Origin of the sequence: Variovorax sp. YR266, assembly GCF_900107295.1 — a bacterium.
GTDB lineage: Bacteria > Pseudomonadota > Gammaproteobacteria > Burkholderiales > Burkholderiaceae_C > Variovorax.
Genome location: NZ_FNPM01000002.1, coordinates 256,812 through 276,881 on the forward strand (window position 1 = coordinate 256,812; position 20,070 = coordinate 276,881).

Annotated in this window: 23 protein-coding genes; 6 read left to right on the forward strand and 17 right to left on the reverse strand. The window is 66.2% G+C overall.

Annotated elements, in window-relative coordinates; translation table 11 throughout:
- Nucleotides 1-141: 141 nt before the first annotated feature.
- A complete protein-coding gene (locus BLW48_RS06770; RefSeq protein ID WP_093173599.1) occupies nt 142-966 on the reverse strand; it encodes a universal stress protein in 825 nt (274 codons plus the stop codon).
- Between the two features lie 186 nt (nt 967-1,152).
- Between BLW48_RS06770 and BLW48_RS06775 the strand changes: the two genes are divergently transcribed.
- Complete coding sequence (locus tag BLW48_RS06775; protein ID WP_093173601.1) at nt 1,153-2,733, forward strand: oleate hydratase; 1,581 nt, start codon at nt 1,153-1,155, stop codon at nt 2,731-2,733.
- Nucleotides 2,734-2,892: 159 nt separating this feature from the next.
- Nucleotides 2,893-3,144 carry a hypothetical protein gene (locus BLW48_RS06780; protein ID WP_093173603.1) on the forward strand — a complete coding sequence of 84 codons (252 nt, stop codon included), beginning with the start codon at nt 2,893-2,895 and terminating at the stop codon, nt 3,142-3,144.
- A gap of 6 nt (nt 3,145-3,150) precedes the next feature.
- Here the strand turns inward: BLW48_RS06780 and BLW48_RS06785 are convergent, their stop codons facing one another.
- The 3 genes from BLW48_RS06785 to BLW48_RS06795 all read right to left on the reverse strand — a co-directional run bounded on the left by BLW48_RS06785 (nt 3,151) and on the right by BLW48_RS06795 (nt 4,279).
- Nucleotides 3,151-3,324: a hypothetical protein gene (locus tag BLW48_RS06785; RefSeq protein WP_256216638.1), complete on the reverse strand. Its 174-nt coding sequence runs from the start codon at nt 3,322-3,324 to the stop codon at nt 3,151-3,153.
- Between the two features lie 83 nt (nt 3,325-3,407).
- Nucleotides 3,408-3,935 carry a hypothetical protein gene (locus BLW48_RS06790; protein WP_093173605.1) on the reverse strand — a complete coding sequence of 176 codons (528 nt, stop codon included), beginning with the start codon at nt 3,933-3,935 and terminating at the stop codon, nt 3,408-3,410.
- Nucleotides 3,936-3,940: 5 nt separating this feature from the next.
- The gene (locus BLW48_RS06795) at nt 3,941-4,279 is read right to left on the reverse strand and encodes a hypothetical protein (RefSeq protein ID WP_093058425.1); all 339 of its coding nucleotides are present in this window, start codon (nt 4,277-4,279) and stop codon (nt 3,941-3,943) included.
- A gap of 209 nt (nt 4,280-4,488) precedes the next feature.
- On the opposite strand from BLW48_RS06795, the gene BLW48_RS06800 reads away from it, so the two are divergent.
- Nucleotides 4,489-5,106 carry a LexA family protein gene (locus tag BLW48_RS06800; RefSeq protein ID WP_256330720.1) on the forward strand — a complete coding sequence of 206 codons (618 nt, stop codon included), beginning with the start codon at nt 4,489-4,491 and terminating at the stop codon, nt 5,104-5,106.
- 125 nt (nt 5,107-5,231) lie between these two features.
- Nucleotides 5,232-5,459 carry a hypothetical protein gene (locus BLW48_RS06805; RefSeq protein WP_093058423.1) on the forward strand — a complete coding sequence of 76 codons (228 nt, stop codon included), beginning with the start codon at nt 5,232-5,234 and terminating at the stop codon, nt 5,457-5,459.
- A 25-nt stretch (nt 5,460-5,484) separates the two neighbouring features.
- On the opposite strand, the gene BLW48_RS06810 is transcribed toward BLW48_RS06805, so the two are convergent.
- The 11 genes from BLW48_RS06810 to BLW48_RS06860 form a co-directional block, all read right to left on the reverse strand.
- On the reverse strand, nt 5,485-6,186 hold the full coding sequence (locus tag BLW48_RS06810; RefSeq protein ID WP_093173609.1) for a sulfite exporter TauE/SafE family protein: 702 nt from the start codon (nt 6,184-6,186) through the stop codon (nt 5,485-5,487).
- A 2-nt stretch (nt 6,187-6,188) separates the two neighbouring features.
- Nucleotides 6,189-7,595 carry an oxygen-independent coproporphyrinogen III oxidase gene (gene hemN / locus BLW48_RS06815; protein ID WP_093173611.1) on the reverse strand — a complete coding sequence of 469 codons (1,407 nt, stop codon included), beginning with the start codon at nt 7,593-7,595 and terminating at the stop codon, nt 6,189-6,191.
- Nucleotides 7,592-7,858, reverse strand: a complete 267-nt coding sequence (locus BLW48_RS06820) for a hypothetical protein (RefSeq protein ID WP_093058420.1) — start codon at nt 7,856-7,858, stop codon at nt 7,592-7,594. Before BLW48_RS06820 ends, hemN begins: the two co-directional genes overlap by 4 nt.
- Entirely contained in the window at nt 7,855-8,151 is a 297-nt protein-coding gene (locus BLW48_RS06825) for a FixH family protein (RefSeq protein ID WP_177142289.1), read from the reverse strand. Before BLW48_RS06825 ends, BLW48_RS06820 begins: the two co-directional genes overlap by 4 nt.
- A gap of 9 nt (nt 8,152-8,160) precedes the next feature.
- The gene (ccoG, locus tag BLW48_RS06830; protein WP_093173615.1) at nt 8,161-9,573 is read right to left on the reverse strand and encodes a cytochrome c oxidase accessory protein CcoG; all 1,413 of its coding nucleotides are present in this window, start codon (nt 9,571-9,573) and stop codon (nt 8,161-8,163) included.
- A 22-nt stretch (nt 9,574-9,595) separates the two neighbouring features.
- On the reverse strand, nt 9,596-10,519 hold the full coding sequence (ccoP, locus tag BLW48_RS06835) for a cytochrome-c oxidase, cbb3-type subunit III (protein ID WP_093058418.1): 924 nt from the start codon (nt 10,517-10,519) through the stop codon (nt 9,596-9,598).
- Between the two features lie 13 nt (nt 10,520-10,532).
- Nucleotides 10,533-10,673 (reverse strand): cbb3-type cytochrome oxidase subunit 3, encoded by a 141-nt coding sequence (locus tag BLW48_RS06840; RefSeq protein WP_093074305.1) that lies wholly within the window; start codon nt 10,671-10,673, stop codon nt 10,533-10,535.
- Between the two features lie 24 nt (nt 10,674-10,697).
- Nucleotides 10,698-11,327 (reverse strand): cytochrome-c oxidase, cbb3-type subunit II, encoded by a 630-nt coding sequence (ccoO, locus tag BLW48_RS06845; RefSeq protein WP_093173617.1) that lies wholly within the window; start codon nt 11,325-11,327, stop codon nt 10,698-10,700.
- Nucleotides 11,328-11,336: 9 nt separating this feature from the next.
- Nucleotides 11,337-12,776: a cytochrome-c oxidase, cbb3-type subunit I gene (gene ccoN / locus BLW48_RS06850; protein WP_093058415.1), complete on the reverse strand. Its 1,440-nt coding sequence runs from the start codon at nt 12,774-12,776 to the stop codon at nt 11,337-11,339.
- Nucleotides 12,777-12,841: 65 nt separating this feature from the next.
- Nucleotides 12,842-12,979, reverse strand: coding sequence for a cbb3-type cytochrome oxidase assembly protein CcoS (gene ccoS / locus BLW48_RS06855; protein WP_093058414.1), 138 nt, complete (start codon nt 12,977-12,979; stop codon nt 12,842-12,844).
- Nucleotides 12,979-15,297, reverse strand: coding sequence for a heavy metal translocating P-type ATPase (locus tag BLW48_RS06860; protein WP_093173619.1), 2,319 nt, complete (start codon nt 15,295-15,297; stop codon nt 12,979-12,981). Before BLW48_RS06860 ends, ccoS begins: the two co-directional genes overlap by 1 nt.
- 105 nt (nt 15,298-15,402) lie before the next feature.
- Between BLW48_RS06860 and BLW48_RS06865 the strand changes: the two genes are divergently transcribed.
- Nucleotides 15,403-15,846 (forward strand): universal stress protein, encoded by a 444-nt coding sequence (locus BLW48_RS06865; protein ID WP_093074311.1) that lies wholly within the window; start codon nt 15,403-15,405, stop codon nt 15,844-15,846.
- Between the two features lie 36 nt (nt 15,847-15,882).
- Here BLW48_RS06865 and fusA read toward each other — a convergent pair whose 3' ends face one another.
- Nucleotides 15,883-17,943, reverse strand: a complete 2,061-nt coding sequence (gene fusA, locus BLW48_RS06870; protein WP_093058411.1) for an elongation factor G — start codon at nt 17,941-17,943, stop codon at nt 15,883-15,885.
- Nucleotides 17,944-18,080: 137 nt separating this feature from the next.
- On the reverse strand, nt 18,081-18,704 hold the full coding sequence (locus tag BLW48_RS06875) for a TetR/AcrR family transcriptional regulator (protein WP_093173620.1): 624 nt from the start codon (nt 18,702-18,704) through the stop codon (nt 18,081-18,083).
- 142 nt (nt 18,705-18,846) lie between these two features.
- Between BLW48_RS06875 and BLW48_RS06880 the strand changes: the two genes are divergently transcribed.
- Nucleotides 18,847-20,064, forward strand: coding sequence for an efflux RND transporter periplasmic adaptor subunit (locus tag BLW48_RS06880; RefSeq protein ID WP_093173622.1), 1,218 nt, complete (start codon nt 18,847-18,849; stop codon nt 20,062-20,064).
- Nucleotides 20,065-20,070: the final 6 nt, after the last annotated feature.

Here is a 20,070-nt window from a genome sequence, read left to right on the forward strand (position 1 = left end):
GCCGCCACTCGTACTGGAGCAACGCAATATCCCCGGGCCCGGCTCCGGGGGAACAGGGTATCGCGCGGGGGCGCAATTCGCGGTAGCTGCGGGCGGTCAAGCGCATCGCAGCCTCCTCTTCGCACTGACGCCCCAGTGGCCTCAGTGCGACATCAGCACGGGCAGAGTCATCCACTGGAGCATGGACAGCGTGGCGCCGCCCATCACCCATTCGCGCGCCCGGCTGTGGCCGTAGCAGCCCATCACCAGCAGGTCCGAACCCAGGTCGGCAGCGAAGGACAGCAGCTTGTTGCCGATATCGTCCTCCTTGTTGCCGCCGGGATGCAGCGTGATGTTCTGGACGTCCTGCATCCGCAGGTAGTTCTGCAGGCGCTGCAGCGACGCCTCTGCGTCCTCGCCGTAGGCCACGACATGCACCCGGGCCGCCTTTCGCAGCCATGGCAGCGCGGCGGTCACGGCGCGCGCGGACTCGGGGGTTTCCTTCCACGCCACCAGCACGTTGCGGCCGACGGAACCGACCGGCCCCGCATACGGCAGCACCAGCGCCGGCCGACCGCTCTGCACCAGCACGCTGGGCAGGAAATCGCCGGGGAGCTCGCCGTCCATCGGGTCGTTCCGGTCGCGTTGGCCGAGGACCATCAAGTCGGTGTAGAGCGCACGCCGCGCGAATCCCCACGGACCGTCGCTCTCCGGCTCGGCCCAGTGCAGGCGCTGGGAGCCTGCGCTGTGCTCCATGAAGGTGGCGTGCATCGCGCCGCGCGCGTCCTTGTCGATCTCCTGCATGATCGCGACCGCCTCCGCGGCAGCCTCGATGGCGAACGGATAGCGCATGAGCGCGGACAGGGTGCACGGCTGGCCGGTCACCTCGGCATCGAAAGTCTCCGCGAGCTGGCGCGCCAGCTTGATGCGCTCCACCGTACGGGCCGAGCCGTCGAGGTGAAGCAGGATGGATTTGGGGGTCTGCATGAGGGCTCCTTGGACTGACGGGCTTTGGACGGGGCGACCTTAGGCCTGCTCGAATCGCACAGCCTTGCGCTGAATCAATCGCCCGCGAACTTCCACGCGACAGCGCCGATGCTTGATCGAGCGCAAGGCCGGGCCGGGCGCGCAGGCCTAGCCTCGGACCTCGTCTTCGCATCACGGCACCACTCCATGAACTCTTTCCAACAGGCCTGCATCGTCGGCAGCGGCATCGGCGCGCTTTCCGCGGCCGTGCTGCTGATCCGCGACGCCGGCATGCCCGGATCGCACATCCGCATCCTCGAGGAGGGTCCGACACCCGGTGGCGCTCTCGATGGCAGCGGCAATGCCATCCAGGGATACGTGACGCGCGGCGGGCGCATGTTCACTGACGAAACCTATACCTGCCTGTGGAACGTGCTGCAGAGCATTCCCTCGCCCGGCGCGCCGAACCGCACGGTGCGCGACGAGATTCAGGCCTTCAATGCGCTGTGGCGCTCCGATGCGCACGCCCGGCTGATCGACCGCCATCGCCGCGTCCTGAACGCCAGCGACCTGGGTTTCAACTTCCAGGACCGCGTGGAGCTGATGCGCCTGCTGGCCACGCCCGAGCGGGTGCTGGGCAGGCAGCGCATCGAGGAATGCTTTTCCACCCACTTTCTCGACACTCATTTCTGGGCCATGTGGCGCACAACCTTCGCATTCCAGAACTGGCACAGCGCCGTCGAGCTGAAGCGCTACATGCTGCGCTTCCTGCAGGAGCTGCCGCGCATCCACACGCTGGGCGGCGTGCGACGCACCGAGTTCAACCAGTACGACACCATCGTGCGCCCCATGGTGAGGTGGCTGCTGGATCGCGGGGTCCGGTTCGACTACGGCATGCGCGTGGTCGACGCGGACTTTGCCGCCGGTGCAGACGGCCTGCGGCTCGAGACGCTGCATTGCGTCAGGGAAGGCCGGCCTCTGGCATACCGCCTCGGCGCAGAGGAATGTGCCTTCATCACCATCGGTTCCATGACCGCCGACTCGCGCAACGGCAACGACCACCAGGCGCCGGAACTGGTGCGTGACCAGAGCGACGGGGCCTGGACCCTGTGGCGCAACATGGCTCGCAAGGCACCGGGCCTCGGCAGGCCGGAAAACTTCTGCGGCAACGTGGACGAGAGCAAGTGGGAGTCGTTCACGCTCACGATGCGCAGCCCCTTGCTGATCCAGCGCATCCAGGCACTCTCAGGCAATCCGCCCGGCACCGGCGGGCTCATGACCTTCAAGGATTCGAGCTGGCTGATGTCGATCGTGGTGCCGCACGCGCCGCACTTCGAGGGCCAGCCCGAGGGGGTCTACACGCTGTGGGGCTACGGGCTGCTTATCGACACCCAGGGCAACCACGTCGACAAGACGATGGCACAGGCTGGTGGCCAGGAAATTCTCACGGAACTGATGCATCACCTGGGCTTCGAGGACATCCTCGAGGAAGTGCGGCGCACCACGACCGTGGTGCCGGTGATGATGCCCTACATCACCAGCGAGTTCGCATGCCGCAGCGCATCGGACCGCCCGCCCGTTATACCGGCCGGCGCGAAGAACTTCGCCCTGCTGGGCCAGTACGTGGAGATTCCGGAGGATGTGGTCTTCACGGTCGAGTACTCGGTGCGCGGCGCGATGCACGGGGTGTACGGACTCACGGGCCTGGGCCTCGAGGTGCCGCCCATCTACCACGGCATCGCCGATCCGAAGGTGGCGCTCGCGAGCCTGCGCACATTGATGGGTTGACGCGCGAAGCTTGATCCATCTCAACACCCATCGCTGGTCGGGCGCGCAAGATTCCTCTTCAGCCACCCAAGGAGACAGTCGCGTGCCTTTCCTGTCGAAGAATGTCGGAATCCTCGACCGGGCGCTGAGCTACGGACATGACTGCATGGAGGCGCTGCGATGTGCATGACCCTGCTCAGGAAACTCGCCGCAGCGAAGCTGCCTTGCACCGAGGCCGCCCTGGCGACGATCGACAGGCTGCGCGTGCTCGAAGCCGCCGGGCACGTCAAGGTGCGGATTCCTCCTGCCCACGTGGACTGCGACGACTGCCTGCGCCAGGACGCGGCCACGGTATTCGAGATCACGCTCCGGGGATGGAAGACCCTTGCCGCCGATGCGCCCGAAGAGGAAGCACCGTTGCGTCGCGGGTAGATGAAGCTATCGGATGCTGGAGGCGAACCATCGAAAGATGTTCTGCCGGCTCTCCGAGCTACCTCCAGTCCGCACGAAGAGGAAGCCGGTTTTCGCGTTGCCCAGCCAGTCGACTGGAATGCCTGCGGTTCGCAGAGCCTCGATTTCATCGCGCGCGTTCATGCCGAGCGGCAGTTTCAAGGTGATGGTCGCGCTGTGGATGGTCCGCCTTTTCGTCATTCGCTTCCCTTGCGTATTCCTGGAGATCCGGCCAAGCCATTCCCCTACGCAGGACCGGCAGCCAGGAGCCTTGCGCGCACCATGCCTTCGCGCAAGGCACGGGCAACATCGGCGGACATGCCGTTCCTTGAATCGAAGGTGGTTGCCTCGCCTGCGCCCGATCTCGCGACGACGGCTGCCTGCGCGCTACCCGGCGTCTCCACCACTTGCTGCAGGTACAGATCGAAGCGCCCATGAAAGCCGAGAGGGAGCAATTCACCATGCTCCTGCCGGACGGCTTGCCGATAACGCGGCCCGGGGAAGAAAGCGGACTTCCAGCGAATGCTCGCACCCGTGTCATCGATGGAGGTCACGCGAGCTCCAACGAAGACCGCACCATCGGCGAACATGCTGAATTTTCCGAGCGCCTCGAAGTACTGGAACTGACGGTCGATACGCTCCTGAACCCGGCCGATCGTGTACTCGATCGGTTTCGGCGCAAACGGCGCCTGGCAGGCGGCCCTTATACGCGCACCGAGCGTTGTGCCCACAGCGACTTCACTGGGCGGAGTCACACGCAGATCGTGGAACATTGCCGTCATGGCCTGCGCGCAGCGGCAGCCGATGGCGGGCCGATCTTCGCAAGCACGTATGAAGCACTGGCCGATGCAGCGGAAAGAGCGGCGTGCAAGTGGATGTGCGTTGGCTTGCTCTCGCAGGAAGGGAATGCAGCAGCCATTCGACGGCCGTTCTCCGTGATCTGGAACATCGTCGCCATGATCACTTTGCCCCCGGTGGAAGGCGTCGAGTCCACACGCAGATCCGCGCGCACGAGACCACCAAGAACCAGAACCTTGATCTCCTCGATTTCATCGAGCGAGAAGGTTCTCGCTGGCAATGCCCCTTCGACCAGGCGATGCAGCAACAGCATGGGCATGGGACTCCCCCCAAAACCGCCAGCGATGGACTGATTGTTACGCGGGCTGACAGTTAGATCATCCTAAGACTGCGAAAGCTTTAAAACCACGATAGAAATTTCGTCGAACAGGTACAAAACTATCAAGTGGCCGGAATGCCCTCTGGCTTGACGATGGAAGAGCTATCATCGATTTTCTTTCTATCTGAAACAGCGCCTACCCTAGGGCTGTGAATAGCCGTCAACTAATTCGCGAAGGACGCAAGCGCCTCCAGATGAGCGAGCAGCAATTTGCTGATGCGCTGGGGGTGAGCCGTGGCGCAGTACAGCAATGGGAAAAACAAGGCGGCACAGCTCCCAAGCGCGCCAACCAGGCGCGTGTGGCCAAGCTGCTTGGAATTTCCGTTGCGGAACTTGTCTCGGGTGTGTCGGCGGGTGCGCGGGGAGCCGACGTGCGCGCTGAGGTTCCCCTGGTGTCCGAGGTCGAGGCAGGCAACTACACCGTCATCGACAACTTCAAGCCGACGACGCAATTCGACACCATCCCGGTGAGCGTGCCGGTCAAGAAGCACACCTACGCACTGCGGGTGCATGGCGACAGCATGGTCAGCGAGGCCGGCGACTCGTTTCCCGCCGGGTCCATCCTGATCGTGGAGCCGGAGATGGAGGCGGTGCCCGGCGACTATGTCATCGCGCTGAACGAGGCCAGCGAGACCACGTTCAAGCAACTCGTGAAAGACGGCGGGGACCTGTATCTCAAGCCGTTGAACAGCCGTTACCCCATCAAGCCACTGGGCGATGCCCAGGTCATCGGCGTGGTGCGCGAGTTCACCAAGCGTTTTCGATAGCCGTCGCGAAAAACGCACGATGGCGTAGATAGATTTTCTACGCAGAGATACATTTTTCATCCTGACGCAGCAAAGGCCTGAATTGCCCGAACAAGGCACGGGGCTGCGGCGAAAGGATTGAAAACATGGGTCCGCCGCAGTACCGGGATCGGTTTGAATTCGTGTTCCATGTCGAGCAAAGCACCGATGGCCAGACAGTCGTGTGCAGAGCGGAAATCTTCGAGTACTCGGTCCTGAAGGCTGTGTTGCAGATCGTGGACACGCAGCTCACGCGCCTGGAAGTCGTCGATGTGGTCCTGGGTCGCTGCATCCGGTGGGCGGACCTCCGGATTGCCAGCGGGAATGCTTTCTGATCTGCATCCAGATCGCAGCGTTGCCTCAGCGGCACCAGGCGTCGATCTGGCGGATGAGGTCCGACCACAGGGCCTGTACCGCCACGGCCGCCAGCAGCAGGCCGGCCACTCGCGCACCCCAGGTCTGGCGTGCCCCGCCGCCGCCCCACCGCAAGCGCTGCCAGAGCCACGGCCCGATCAGTAGCGAAAGACTGCTCCCGAGCGCAAACAGCGCCATCAGTCCGGCGCCCTGCAATGGGCCGTTGCCCAGGCTGGCCAGCATCAGGGCTGAATAGAGCAGCCCGCAAGGCAGCGCGACCCAAAGCAGCCCGGTCGCAAGCACGCCCAGCCACGTGCCGCCGACATGGGGGCGAAGACGCGACTCGAGCGAGCGGCCGACGCGCTGCGCCCACAGCGGCTGCCGCCCCGTGGCGGCCAGCATCGCGCCCCAGGCGAACACGAAGACGTGCAGCAGCACCCACAGCGGCCGCAGCGTGGCAACCTGCGTGCTGGCCTGCGCCAGGCTGTCGACGCTGGCCGCTGCAATGGCGCCTGCCGTCGCGTAGCTCGCGATTCGGCCGAGATGGAAGGCGGCCGGCGCCGCTCGCGCCGACGCGGCGCCCTGCCCCGCCGGCACGAGCGGCACGATCCGTATCACCGCCGATGAAGCGGCGCCGCACATCGCCACGCAATGCGGCCCACCGGCCAGGCCCATGAGAAACGCGGCACTGGCGAGCGCGAGTTGCATGGTCAGACCACGCGGGAAAAGCGCGTGCGGGTCGCGCGGCAGTACCGGTCGAACACCATGGCGACCGCGCGCACCAGGAACCAGCCCTGCTCGGTGACCACCAGATCGTGGTCGCTCAGCCGCACCAGGCCGTGAGCGACCATCGGCCCGAGCGCCGCGAACTCGGTGGCGAAGTAGCGCTGGAAGTCGACTGCAAACGCGTCCCCCATGACGTTGAAGTCGACCCGACCGCGGCACATCAGCGCCATGATCACGTCCCGCCGCAACAGATCGTCGCGCGACAGCGCAAGGCCGCGAACCACGGGCAGGCGCCCTTGGTCGAGGAGGTCGTAGTACTCGTCGAGGCTCTTTGCGTTCTGGCTGTAAGTGGCGCCCACGCGGCCGATGCCGGAGACGCCGAGTGCGATCAGGTCGCCCTCGGGCCTGGTGCCATAGCCCTGGAAGTCGCGCTGCAAGCGCCCTTGCCTCCTGGCAACCGCGAGAGGATCGTCGGGCAGCGCGAAGTGGTCCATGCCGATGTAGACGTAGCCCGCTTCGGTCAGCCGTTTGATCGCGCTTGCGAGCATGCGAACCCGCGTGGCGGCATCAGGCAATTCTTCGGCAGCAATGCGCCGCTGCGGCTTGAAGCGCTCGGGCAGATGCGCATAGGCGTAAAGCGCAATGCGGTCGGGCCGCAGCTCGTTGATCTGCGCGAGCGTGCGCTCGAAGGAGGCGTCGTTCTGCCGCGGCAGGCCGTAGATCAGGTCGACGTTGATCGATTCGAAACCCAGCGTGCGCGCCGCATCCATCAGCGAGAAGACCTGCGATGCCGGCTGGATGCGATGCACGGCTTGCTGCACCTCGGGGTCGAAGTCCTGCACGCCGAAGCTCAGGCGATTGAAGCCCAGCGCGGCCAGGTTCGCCAGCCGCTGCGCATCGACCGTGCGCGGATCGATCTCGATGGAGCGCTCGCCTCCGGGCACGAAGGCGAAAGAACGGTGCAGCAGCGCCATGAGCTCGCCCAACTCCGAGTCGTCGAGGAAGGTCGGCGAGCCGCCGCCCAGGTGCAGTTGGCCTGCGATGGCGCTGCGGCCCAGTTGCGCGACTTGCAGCTCCACCTCGCGCGCGAGGTAGGCCAGGTACTGCCGGCCCCGCTCGCGGTGGCGAGTGACGACCTTGTTGCAGGCGCAGTAGTAGCACAGCGACTCGCAGAACGGAATATGGACGTACAGCGACAGCGGCGGCGCCTCAGCGCTCGCCGCGCGCCGACGGCTCAGCGCCCTGGCGTAGTCGTCGGCACCGAAGGCCTCGACGAAACGGTCGGCTGTGGGATAGGAGGTGTAGCGCGGCCCGGGAACGTCGAACTCCCTCAGCAGATCGATGGGTAGCGGTGCCTGTACGGGCACAGGAGCAACGGCGGCAGGAATCATTGCGAGGGTGTCCGCAGAGGTGCTCCAGAAGGTTCCGAAGCCGATGGCCTGGCGAGCAATGCCGTGCATGCGCTCGACGACGCCGCCATCAGCCAGAAGACGAAGAAGGCGGCCGTGTAGATACCCTGGCGCGACATCCGCAACGCGTCGGCGCCGCAGAACGCGTTGACGGGGTCGACGAGTGCGAACACCAGCACCTCCATGCCGCAGGCCACCAGGAAGGACGGCCACAGGATGCCCGCGAGCTGGCGCACTCCGTTCATGGCGCGATCTTCCGGGCCGGCGGCGGCATGTCGCTCGCGGGCGTGGTCGCGTGGTTGCGACCGGTCAGCGCGGGCAGCAGCTTCTTCGCGGCCAGGGTCTTGTTGATCTCGACGCCTTCGCGGTAGTAGTCCTCGGACACCAGCGCATCGGGGCTGCGCCAGGCCAGCCAGAAGGTCACGAAGCTCGCGACCACCACGACCGCCGGACCGCCGATCACCATCCAGAGCAGCGGATAGCGCCACCAGGCCTGGGCCGCTGGTTCGTTCGTTGTCGCCATTGTTGTTGCGCTCATCTCGACCTTTCAGCGCGGCACAAGGAAGGCCGCTTTTTCCGAAACCTGGGCGCCGCCGCCCTCCTCGCGGATGCCGAAGTGCACCGTGTGCGATCCGGCAGGCACGGCCCCATAAGGCACCTGCAGACGCACCGCGACCCAGCGTGACTGGGCGGCGTCGACCGTCACCGGCTCGTCGGGCGAGACGCTGAGGCCTTCCAGTCCGTCGGCGACGATGCGGTACTGCTGCGGTTTTTCGGTGGCGTTCATGATCTGGAGCCGATAGACGTTCTCCAGCCGCCCGCCCTCGGCAATGCGGGCCAGCGAGGCGCGGTCGCGCACCACATCGACCTTGAACGGCGTGCGCACGATCAGGCTGGCCAGCAGTCCGGTCACCAGCAGCGCCAGGATCGTCGTGTAGAGCAGCACGCGCGGCCGCAGCACGCGCCGCAGCAGTTCGCGGCGCGACCAGCCGGCTTCCATGCTGTTTTGCGTGTCGTAGCGGATCAGCCGCGGCGGGTAGGCCATCTTCTGCATGACGGTGTCGCAGGCATCCACGCAAAGGCCGCAGCCGATGCACTCGTACTGCAGGCCCTGGCGGATGTCGATGCCCGTCGGGCACACCTGCACGCACAGGCCGCAGTCGATGCAGTCGCCCAGCGCAAGCGTGCGTGGGTCGGGGCCCTTGCGGCGCGGCGCGCGAGGTTCGCCGCGCTGCGGGTCGTAGGTGACGATGAGCGTGTCGCGGTCGAACATGGCGCTCTGGAAGCGCGCATAGGGGCACATGTACTTGCAGACCTGCTCGCGCATGAAGCCGGCATTGCCGTAGGTGGCAAAGCCGTAGAAGAAAACCCAGAACACCTCCCACGAGCCCATCTGCGTCTGCAGGAAGGCCATGCCCAGTTCGCGGACGGGCGTGAAGTAGCCCACGAAGGTGAAGCCGGTCCACAGCGCGATGCCGATCCAGACGATGTGCTTGAACCATTTCTTGACCAGCTTCTCGAGCGACATCGGCTCGGCGTCCAGCCGCATGCGCGCGGTGCGGTTGCCTTCGATCTTGTGCTCCACCCACATGAAGATCTCGGTGTAGACCGTCTGCGGGCAGGCGTAGCCGCACCACAGCCGCCCCGCCACCGCTGTGAAGAGAAAGAGCGACAGCGCACTGATGACCAGCAGGCCCGAGAGATAGATCAGGTCCTGCGGATACAGCACCAGCCCGAAGATGTAGAAGCGGCGCGCGGCCAGGTCGAACAGCACCATCTGCCGCTCGCCCCACTCCACCCACGGCAGGCCGTAGAACACCAGCTGCGTAAGAAAGACCATGGCCCAGCGCCAGCGCGCGAACATGCCGCGCACCGTGCGGGGATAGATCTTCTTCGTGGCTTCGTAAAGGCCGACCTCCTCGCTGCCCGCGCTGACGATGGGAATGATCTTCCGGGTCATGGCGTTGCGCCGATCTCGGGTTTCACGGCGTGGCCGCGGCCGTGTTGGTATTGTTGGAGAACCCCCAGACATACGACGCGAGCATCCGGATCTGCGCCTCGGTAAGACGGCCTTCCTGCGCGGGCATCTCGTTGTGCTTGCCCGCGTTGATCATCTGGACGATGGCGGCCTCGCCGTAGCCGTGGAGCCAGATCCTGTCGCTCAGGTTGGGCGCACCGATGGCCTGGTTGCCCACGCCGCCGATGCCGTGGCAGGCCGCGCAGACCGTGAACTTCGACTTTCCGAGTCCGGCACGCAACGAGTCGTGCGGCTCGCCCGCCAGGCTCAGCACGTAGTTGGCAACGTTCTTCACTTCGTCCGGTGTGCCGACGGCGGCCGCCATGGGCGGCATCACGCCGACTCGGCCCTTGGTGATGCTCTCGACGATCTTCTCGGGCGTGCCGCCGTGCAGCCAGTCCTTGTCGGTCAGGTTGGGAAAGCCCTTGCTGCCGCGCGCGTCGGAACCATGGCACTGGGCGCAGTTGTTCATGAAGAGACGCTCCCCGATGGCCCTGGCCTGCGGGTCCCTTGCAACCTCCTCGACCGGCATGGCGGCGTATTTCGCGTAGACGGGTGCCAGCTCTTGCGTGGCCTTGGCGACGTCCGCCTCGTATTCGCCGCGCGAGCTCCAGTCGGACTGGCCGCGAAAACTCCCCAGGCCCGGAAAGATCGCCAGGTAGCCCAGCCCGAAGACGATGGTCAGCACGAACAGGCCGATCCACCACATGGGCAACGGGTTGTTGGCTTCGCGCAGGTCCTCGTCCCAGACGTGGCCCGTGGTGTTGTCGGCGTTCGGCGCAACCCGCTTGCGGGCTGTGAACCACAGCAGCAGCACGCAGCCGAGGATGCTCAGCAGCGAGGCCGCGGCCACGTAGTTCGACCAGAAATGGCTGATGAAATCGCTCATCGTGGTTCTCCCTTCAGTCCTGCTCGAACGGCAAGCGGGCCGCTTCCTGGAAGTCGCGCGCGTTGCGACGCGAATACGCCCAGATCACGATGCCGATGAATAGCGCGAAGCACACGACGGTGGCTGCAACGCGCAAGGTGGTGACGTCGATCATGGTTTCGGTCCTTTGCCGCTGTGCTTACTTGAGAGCCAGGCCCAGCGATTGCAGATAGGCCACCGTGGCCTCCATCTCGGTCTTGCCCGTGACCTCTTCCGTGGCCTTGCCGATTTCCTCGTCGGTGTAGGGCACGCCGACACGGCGCAGCGCGCGCATGTGGGTTGGCAAGGCTTCGGCGTCGACGAGGGCCTTTTCCAGCCATGAATAGGCCGGCATGTTCGATTCGGGAACAAGGTCGCGCGGATTGTTCAGGTGGATGCGGTGCCACTCGTCGCTGTACTTGCCGCCCACGCGATGCAGGTCGGGGCCGGTGCGCTTGCTGCCCCACTGGAACGGGTGGTCGTAGACGAACTCACCAGCCACCGAGTAATGGCCGTAGCGCAGCGTCTCCGAGCGGAAGGGCCGGATCATCTGCGAGTGGCAGTTGTAGCAACCCTCGCGCAGGTAGACGTCGCGGCCGGCGAGCTGCAGCGGCGTGAGCGGCTTGACGCCCTGCACCGCCTCGGTGGTCGACTTCTGGAAGAAGAGCGGCACGATCTCGACAAGGCCGCCGACGGCCACGACCACGAGGATCAGCACGATCATCAGCAGGTTGTTGGTCTCGATCTTCTCGTGGGTAAAGCCGCTGGACTTGGGAGTGTTCGGGTTCATCGTGCGTCCTCAGGCGTGGGCCATGACGGGGGGCGGGATCTCGACGCGCACCGAGCGGCCCGAGATGACGGTCATCCAGACGTTCCAGGCCATCACCAGCATCCCCGACAGATAGAGCAGTCCGCCGATCAGGCGCACCACGTAGAACGGGAAAGTGGCCTTCACGCTCTCCACGAAGGTGTAGGTGAGCGTGCCGTCGGGGTTGATGGCGCGCCACATCAGCCCTTGCATCACGCCGGCGATCCACATGGCGGCGATGTACAGGACGATGCCGATGGTGGCGATCCAGAAGTGCGCCTCGATGGCCTTCACGCTGTACATGGTGGTGCGGCCATACATGCGCGGAATCAGGTAGTAGAGCGAGCCCATGGTGATGAACCCCACCCAGCCGAGCGCGCCGGAGTGCACGTGGCCGATGGTCCAGTCGGTGTAGTGGCTCAGGGCGTTGACGGTCTTGATGGACATCATCGGACCCTCGAAGGTCGACATGCCGTAGAACGACAGTGCGACGATCAGGAAGCGCAGGATCGGGTCGGTGCGCAGCTTGTGCCAGGCGCCCGAGAGCGTCATCACGCCGTTGATCATGCCGCCCCAGCTCGGCGCCAGCAGGATCAGCGAGAACACCATGCCCAGCGATTGCGTCCAGTCCGGCAGCGCCGTGTAGTGCAGGTGGTGCGGGCCGGCCCACATGTAGGTGAAGATCAGCGCCCAGAAGTGGACGATGGACAGCCGGTACGAATACACCGGCCGGCCAGCCTGCTTGGGGATGTAGTAATACATCATCCCGAGGAAGCCCGCGGTGAGGAAGAAGCCCACGGCGTTGTGGCCGTACCACCACTGCACCATCGCGTCCTGCACGCCGGCATAGGCCGAGTAGCTTTTCATCCAGCCCGCCGGAACCTCTGCGCTGTTGACGATGTGCAGCAGCGCCACCGCGATGATGAAGGCTCCGAAGAACCAGTTCGCCACGTAGATGTGGCGCACGCGGCGCATGCCGATGGTGCCGAAGAACACGATGGCGTAGGCCACCCAGACCACCGCGATCAGCAGGTCGATGGGCCATTCCAGCTCGGCGTATTCCTTGCCGCTGGTGTAGCCCATCGGCAGGCTGATGGCGGCCGCGACGATCACGGCCTGCCACCCCCAGAACACGAAGGACGCGAGCTTCGGCGCGAAAAGGCCCACCTGGCAGGTGCGCTGAACCACGTGGAAGCTCGTGGCCATCAGCGCGCAGCCGCCGAACGCGAAGATGACCGCGTTGGTGTGCAGCGGCCGCAGTCGCCCGTAGCTGAGCCATGGAATGCCGAGGTTGAGCTCGGGCCAGGTCAGCTGGGAGGCGATGATCACGCCGACCAGCATGCCGACCACGCCCCAGACCACGGACATGAGCGCGAACTGCCGCACGACGGTGTCGTCGTATACCGCGGCGGGTGGGTTCGGTTGTTGCATCGTCGTGCCCTTGAATGAGTTGTGGGCAGTTTCCGTGGGCGTCTGCCTCGCGGGCTTGATGCAAATCAATCGCCGTGCAGGATGCGGTCGCCTTCGGTTTCGACGTCGTCGAACTGGCCGCGCTCGATCGCCCACCAGAGCCCGCCGAGGATCGCGAGAACCAGCACCACGGACAGCGGGATGAGCAGGAAGAGGATGTCCATCAGCGGCTTGCCTTGCCGGCGGCCGCGAGCCGTGCCGCATTGAGGACCACCACGAGGGAGCTCGCGGCCATGCCCAGGCCCGCGAGCCATGCCGGCAACCAGCCCGCCACGGCGAGCGGCACGCACAGCGCGTTGTAGCCCGCGGCCCACCAGAGGTTCTGGCGCACCACGTGCAGCGTCTTGCGGGCTTGTGCGATGGCATCTGGAATGGAGGCAAGCCTGTCGCCCAGCACGACGAAATCGGCGTGCGCGCGCGACAGCGGCACGCTGCGGCCGAAGGCGAACGAGGCGTTCGCACGCGCCAGCGAGGGACCGTCGTTCAGGCCGTCGCCCACCATCGCAATCTGCCGTCCCTCGGCCTGCAGCCGCCAGAGCACGTCGAGCTTGTCCTCCGGCGTGCAGCCACCCTGCGCGAAGTCGATGCCGCAGCGCGCGGCGATCTCCTTCGCGGCGCTGTCGCGATCGCCCGAGAGCAGCCGCACCGTCAGGCCCTGCGCGCGCAGCGCAGCCACCGCAACGGCGGCATCGGCGCGAAGCTCTTCGGCCAGCACGAAGCTGGCGACCCACCCCTGCTCGTCGGCCAGGTGGACCTGCGCAGCGTCAACCTCCAGCGCATTCACGCTGCAGAAGGTCGACGAGCCAAGACGCGCACGCTGGCCTGTTCCGGTGCGCGCACGCGTCCGGCGCAGCAGGCCTTCGAGCCCGAGCCCTGCCGCTTCGGTGGCCTGTTCCACGGTCCAGCCCGGTGGCGAGCGGAACTGAGCATTCCACGCATTCACCAGCGCCTGCGCAACGGGATGCAGCGACTGCGCAGCGAGCGCCGCCGCCATTTCAAGTGCGTCGCCGGGCCGCAGGCCCTGCCGGCAATAGATGCGCTCCAGCCGCGGGATGTCGCCAGTCAACGTGCCCGTCTTGTCGAACACGACCGTATCGACTGATGCCAGTGCCTCCAGCGCCTGCAGGTTGGAAGTCAGCACGCCGCCGCGCGCCAGGGCGCCGGCGCTCGCGAGCATGGCAGCCGGTGTCGCGAGCGAGAGTGCACAGGGGCAAGTCACGATGAGCACCGCGACCGCCACCATCAGCGCCTTGCCCGGGTCCGTGTGCCACCAGAACACCGCCGCCACCGCCGCCGATGCGAGCACCGCGACGAGGAAAGGCCGCGCCACCCGGTCCGCCAGCAGCGCCAGGCGCGGCTTGCGCGAGGCGGCGCTTTCCATCAGCCGCACGATCTGGGCGAAGCGCGTGCCCTCGCCCAATGATTCGATCCGCACACTGACCACCGCCGAGAGGTTGTGGCTACCGGCCAGCACGCGGTCGCCGCGGGGGCGCGGCACGGGGCGGGATTCGCCTGTCAGCAGGGCCTCGTCGGCGCTGGTGTCGCCTTCGATCACCACGCCGTCGGCCGGAAACGCCTCGCCGGGGCGCACGCGCACCACGTCTGCGGCTGCGAGCCTGCGCACGGCCACGCGGGTCCAGCTGCCATCGGGAGCGAGTCGATCGATGCTGTCGGGCAGGCGGTTCATCAGGGCCTCGAGCGAGCCGGCGGTACGGTCTCGCAGGCGTGCCTCGAGCCAGCGGCCGGTCAGCAGGAAGAAGACGAACATCGTCAGCGAGTCGAAGTAGACCTCGTGGCCCAGCGGCCCGCTGGCGTCGAAGGTGGCGGCGCTGCTGACCGCGAAGGTCGCGAGCACGCCGAACGCCACCGGAAGATCCATGCCGATACGGCCCGCGCGCAGGTCGCGCCAGGCACTGCTGAAGAAGGGACCGCAGGAGAACAGCACGACGGGCAGCGTGAGCACCCAGGAGGCCCAGCGCAGCAACTGCGCGGCGTCGTCCGTCATGTCGCCCGGCCTGGCGATGTAAGCCGGGTAGGCATACATCATCACCTGCATCATGCAGAAGCCCGAGACCAGCCAGCGCCACAGCGCCATGCGCAGTTCGCGCGCGCGCCCCGCGCTTGCCAACTGGCTGCCGGCGGGAACCAGCGGGTATCCGGCCGCGGCCGAAGCCTCGAACCAGCGTGAAGGCCGGGTGACCGCGGCCGACCACACAACGCGCGCCCGCCGGCTGGCCCCATTGACCTGTGCCTCGCGCACTCCGGGCATCTTCAGCAGCGCAGCCTCGACGGTGAAAGCGCAAGCGGTGCAGTGCATGCCTTCGACCGCGACCTGCGATGCCCACTGGCCGGTGGCTGCATCGCCCTCCTCCAGCTGGCCGAACGCCGGCCATTCGGCCGGGTCGTCGAGCACCTGCCAGGTGTCGGCGGTGGCCGCAGCGGCCGACGGATGCGTAGAGAACGGGGCGAGCGCAGCTTGCATCGGAGCGAGGCTAAGGGCGGGCCTCGCAGTGCCCTTTGATCTGCATCAACGTCCGAAGCCGTGGCCTGCCTAAGCTCGCGGCATACCTTTCCCTGGAGACCCCACATGTTCAAGCGCATCCTCGTCGCCACCGACGGCTCCACACTCTCGAAGAAGGCTGTCGCGAGCGCGATCGCTCTCGCCGCACAGAACGATGCCGACCTGGTGGCGATCAACGTGGTTCCGCGCTACCCCCGAAGCTACTTCGAGGGCTCCATGACCTTTTCGCCAGAGGACATCGGCCGCGTCGAGAAGCAATGGGCCGAGAAGGCACAGGCAATGCTCGACACCGTGAGCGCACGCGCAAAGGAAAGCGGCGTACGTGTCAAGACGGCGACGGCCAACTCGGACCTGGTGGCGGAGTCGATCATCGCCGCGGCGAAAAAGCACAAGAGCGACCTGATCGTGATGGCCTCGCACGGCCGCAAGGGCATCAAGCGGCTGCTGCTTGGCAGCGAGACGCAGCACGTGCTGGCGCATTCGGCGCTGCCTGTGCTGGTGCTTCGGTAGCCGGGCTCATTGCGATATCTCGCAAACACAATTCCCCTAGTCCTCTTCATGCACCCGGTACTGGTCCGTCAGCGTCTGCTGGACGGCCGGCGGCACGGCTTCGTAATGTGACAACGCGATGGTGTAGCGGCCCTGGCCGCTGGTCATTGCATTGAGCCGCGACTGGTAGTTGGCCAGTTCGGCCATGGGCACTTGCCCGCCGACGGCCACAACACCGCCCCCCAGGGCCGACGTTCCGGTGACCAGGCCGCGCCGCGACGACAGGTCGCTCGTGACATCTCCGACGGAATGCTCCGGCACGTCGATCTCGATCTGGACGATCGGCTCGAGCACGACCGGCCGGGCCTCGCGGATGGCGGCCATGAAGGCCTTGCGGCCGGCAGTCGCGAAGGCGATGTCCTTGCTGTCGACGCTGTGGTGCTTGCCATCGTGCACAACAACGCGCACATCGACCACCGGGTAGCCGGCGATCGCGCCGCACACCAGCACCTCGCGCACGCCCTTCTCGACTGCGGGGATGAACTGGCCCGGAATCGCCCCGCCCCTGACCTCATCGGCGAACTGGAAGCCCGCACCGCGCGCCAGCGGCTCGATGCGCAGGAAGACTTCGCCGAACTGGCCAGCGCCGCCGGTCTGTTTCTTGTGCCGGTGGTGGCCCTCGGCGGGCACGGTCACGCTCTCGCGGTAGGCAATGCGGGGCGGTCGCGTCTGGACCTCGAAGCGATACACCTCGCGCAGGCGTTCGAGCACGATGCGCAGGTGCAGTTCGCCGAGCCCGTAGAGGACTGTCTCGTTGGTCGCGGCCACATGCTCGATGCGCAGGCACGGGTCCTCGGCCGTGAGCTTGCCGAGGATTTCCCAGGCGCGCTGCTCGTCGCCATGGCGCTTGGGCTCCACGGCCAGGCCGTACACCGGCACCGGGAACGCCAGAGGTGCGAGATGCACGTGGCTGTCTTCGGCCACATCGTGCAGCACGGCGTCGAAATGGATCTCCTCGACCTTGGCCACCGCCACGATGTCGCCAGGCACCGCGTGCGACACCTCGACATGGTCCTTGCCCTGGAGCATGAACAGGTGCCCCACCTTGAAGGGCTTGCGGCCGTCGCCGATGTAGAGCTGGCTGTCGCGCGTGAGCGTGCCCTGGTGCACACGGAAGATGCCCATCTTGCCGACATAGGGGTCGATCGTGACCTTGAACACGTGCGCCAGCACGTGCAGCGACGGGTCGGGCCTGGCCTCCATGGGCTTGGCCTGCGCGCCCTCGCCGACGATGAAGTCCGGCGGGTTGGCCTCGGTCGGGTCTGGCAGGAGCTTGACGATCACGTCCAACAGCTCGGCCACGCCGGCGCCGCTGCGCGACGAGACGAAGCACACCGGGATCAGGTGGCCCTCGCGCAACGCCTGCTCGAGCGGCGCATGCAGCTCGGCCGGATCCACGTCGCCTTCCTCGAGGTAGCGGTCGACGAAGGCCGCGTCGACCTCGACCACCTGCTCCACCAGCGCGCGGTGCGCCGCTTCTACAGGGCCGAAATCGGACCGCCCGAAGCGGTTGAAAAAACAGTCCACCACCTGCCTGCCGACCCCGTCGGGCAGGTTCAGCGGCAGGCATTCGCGGCCGAAGGTGGCCTGGATGTCGGCCAGCAGGCCCGCGAGCGAGACGCCCTGCGAGTCGATCTTGGTGACGATGATCATGCGGGCGAGGTGGCGCGAGGCCGCGTACTCCATCATGCGCACCGCCATCGGCTCGATGCCGGTGGCGGCATTGATGACCACCGCCGCCGTTTCGACCGCCTCCAGAGCCGGCAGGCTCTGGCCAAGGAAGTCGGGGCCGCCGGGCGTGTCGATGAAGTGGATGCGCGTGCCGGCGTGCGTGAGGTGCATCACCGATGCATTGAGCGAGTGCTGCATGCGGCGCTCGAGCGGGTCGTGGTCGCTGACGGTGCTGCCGCGTTCGATGCTGCCGCAGGCCCCGATAGCACCCGCCTTGTACAACAAAGCCTCGGCAAGAGAGGTCTTGCCGGCGGCCGCGGCGCCGACGAGCGCCAGCGTTCGCACTGCTTCCACTTCGGCCGCGAGGCCGTTCGATCGGCTTGGCATGGCATGGACTCCTTGGCGTCCGCAAAGCTGGCCCGGCGGCCCGCAAGGGCTCGGGCGGTGCGCAAAGACGCCGGGTCAGCGTACGGGATTGACCGTGCCAACGCAAGCCGGGTGCGCGCGGCGCGCATATCGCAGGCTCACTTGGCCTTCCTTCCTTCGGGCGCATAGCCTCCGAGAAAGGTCTGCAGAGCCCGTCGCGTCGCTTCCCGCAAATCCTTTCGGGACAACGGTCCATCGATACCGATAAGAGCCGGCATGACGGTCTCCGAATCCAGCAATGCCGTCAGGTGGCGTGCCGCTACCTGCGGATCGGCCTTGCGCAGCCGGCCCTTTTGCATCTGCAGTTCCAGGAACCCCGCCAGCTCGGTCAGCCCCTTCTTGGGCCCACCTTCGTAGAACAACCGCCCGATGTCGCTGCGGCCCGACTCCGCGATCACGGCCCTGTGCGCCTGGATGACCTCCTGCGAACACACCACTGCCAGGATTTTTTCGCCGAAGCGTTGCAGCACCTGTTCGAGGTCGTCGTCGCTCTCCTGCCCGAGCGCCTCAAAAATTGGCGCGAAATGCACCTTGGCCGTGCCGTGGGTCACGGCAACGAACAACTCCTCCTTGGAGCTGAAGTAGCCATACAGCGTGGCCCTCGAGCCGCCCACGCGCGCAGCGATCTCCACCATGGAGGCCCCTTCGAACCCCAGCTCCCGGAAGACCTCGGCGGCCACCTGAACGATGGCGTCGCGCTTGGCCTCTGTTTTGACTCGCATCTAAATGTCTCCTCATTTCTGGACAACAGTGTCCATTATTAATTGACAGCCCCTGGAAGTCAAAATACATTACTAGACACTACTGTCTGTTTAACAGCAGGCCGACCCCATCACCGATCCGTCGCTCTTCAGGAGATTCGCCATGCGTCCACCTTTCACCTATGGCCTGACCTTCACGGCAGCCCTCGCGTCCACCTTCATGCTTGTCGCCTGCGGCAAGCCACCGGGCGGACCGCCCGCCGCGCAGGGCATGCCCGAGGTGGGGGTGGTGTCTGTGCAGCCGCAGCGCGTGGCCATCACGGCCGAGCTGCCCGGGCGCACGACGCCCTTTCTCATCGCCGACGTACGGCCCCAGGTAGGCGGCATCGTGAAGGCCCGCCAGTTCCGCGAAGGCAGCGACGTGAAGGCTGGCGAAACGCTCTACCAGATCGATCCCGCCACCTACAAGGCGACTTACGACAGCAACGTCGCCGCGCTCGCCAAGGCTCAGGCCAGCCTCACGACCACGCGGCTGAAGGCCGAGCGCTACAAGGAGTTGGTCGCCATCAAGGCCGTGAGCCAGCAGGACTACGATGACGCCGCCGCCTCGCTGGGCCAAGGCGAGGCCGACGTCGCCTCGGCACGGGCCAATGTTGAGACGAGCCGCATCAACCTTGCCTATGCACGCATCGACGCACCGATCTCCGGCCGCATCGGCAAGTCGACGGTCACGCCCGGCGCACTGGTCACGGCGAGCCAGTCGACCGCGCTGGCCACCATCCAGCAGCTCGATCCGATCTATGTCGACGTGACGCAATCCAGCGCCGCGATGCTTCAGTTGAAGCAGGCCATGGCCCGCGGCGATCTGCAAAAGAGCGGCGCCAACGCCGCGAAGGTGCGGCTGCTGCTCGAAGACGGGAGCGCCTATCCGCTCGAAGGCAAGCTCGAGTTCTCTGACGTCACCGTAGACCAGAACACCGGCGCCATCACGCTGCGCGCGGTGTTCCCCAACCCCAAGGCGGACCTGCTGCCCGGCATGTACGTGCGTGCCGTGCTGCAGGAAGGCGTGAAGGAACAGGCGCTCATGGTGCCGCAGCAGGCCGTGTCGCGCGACAGCACCGGCAAGCCGACGGCCTACGTGGTGGATGCCCAGCACAAGCTGCAGCGGCGCGTGCTCGAAACGGAACGCGCCATCGGCGACCAATGGCTGGTGCGCAGCGGCCTGCAGGCCGGCGACCAGCTCGTGGTGGACGGCCTGCAGCGCGCGGCGCCGGGCGTCGAGGTGAAGACGGTGCAGTGGAACCCCAAGTCCAAGTCCAAGCCCGGCACCGAAACCACGCCCAAGGCGGCCCTCCCCTCGCCCGGCACCACGGCGGACTGATCCAGG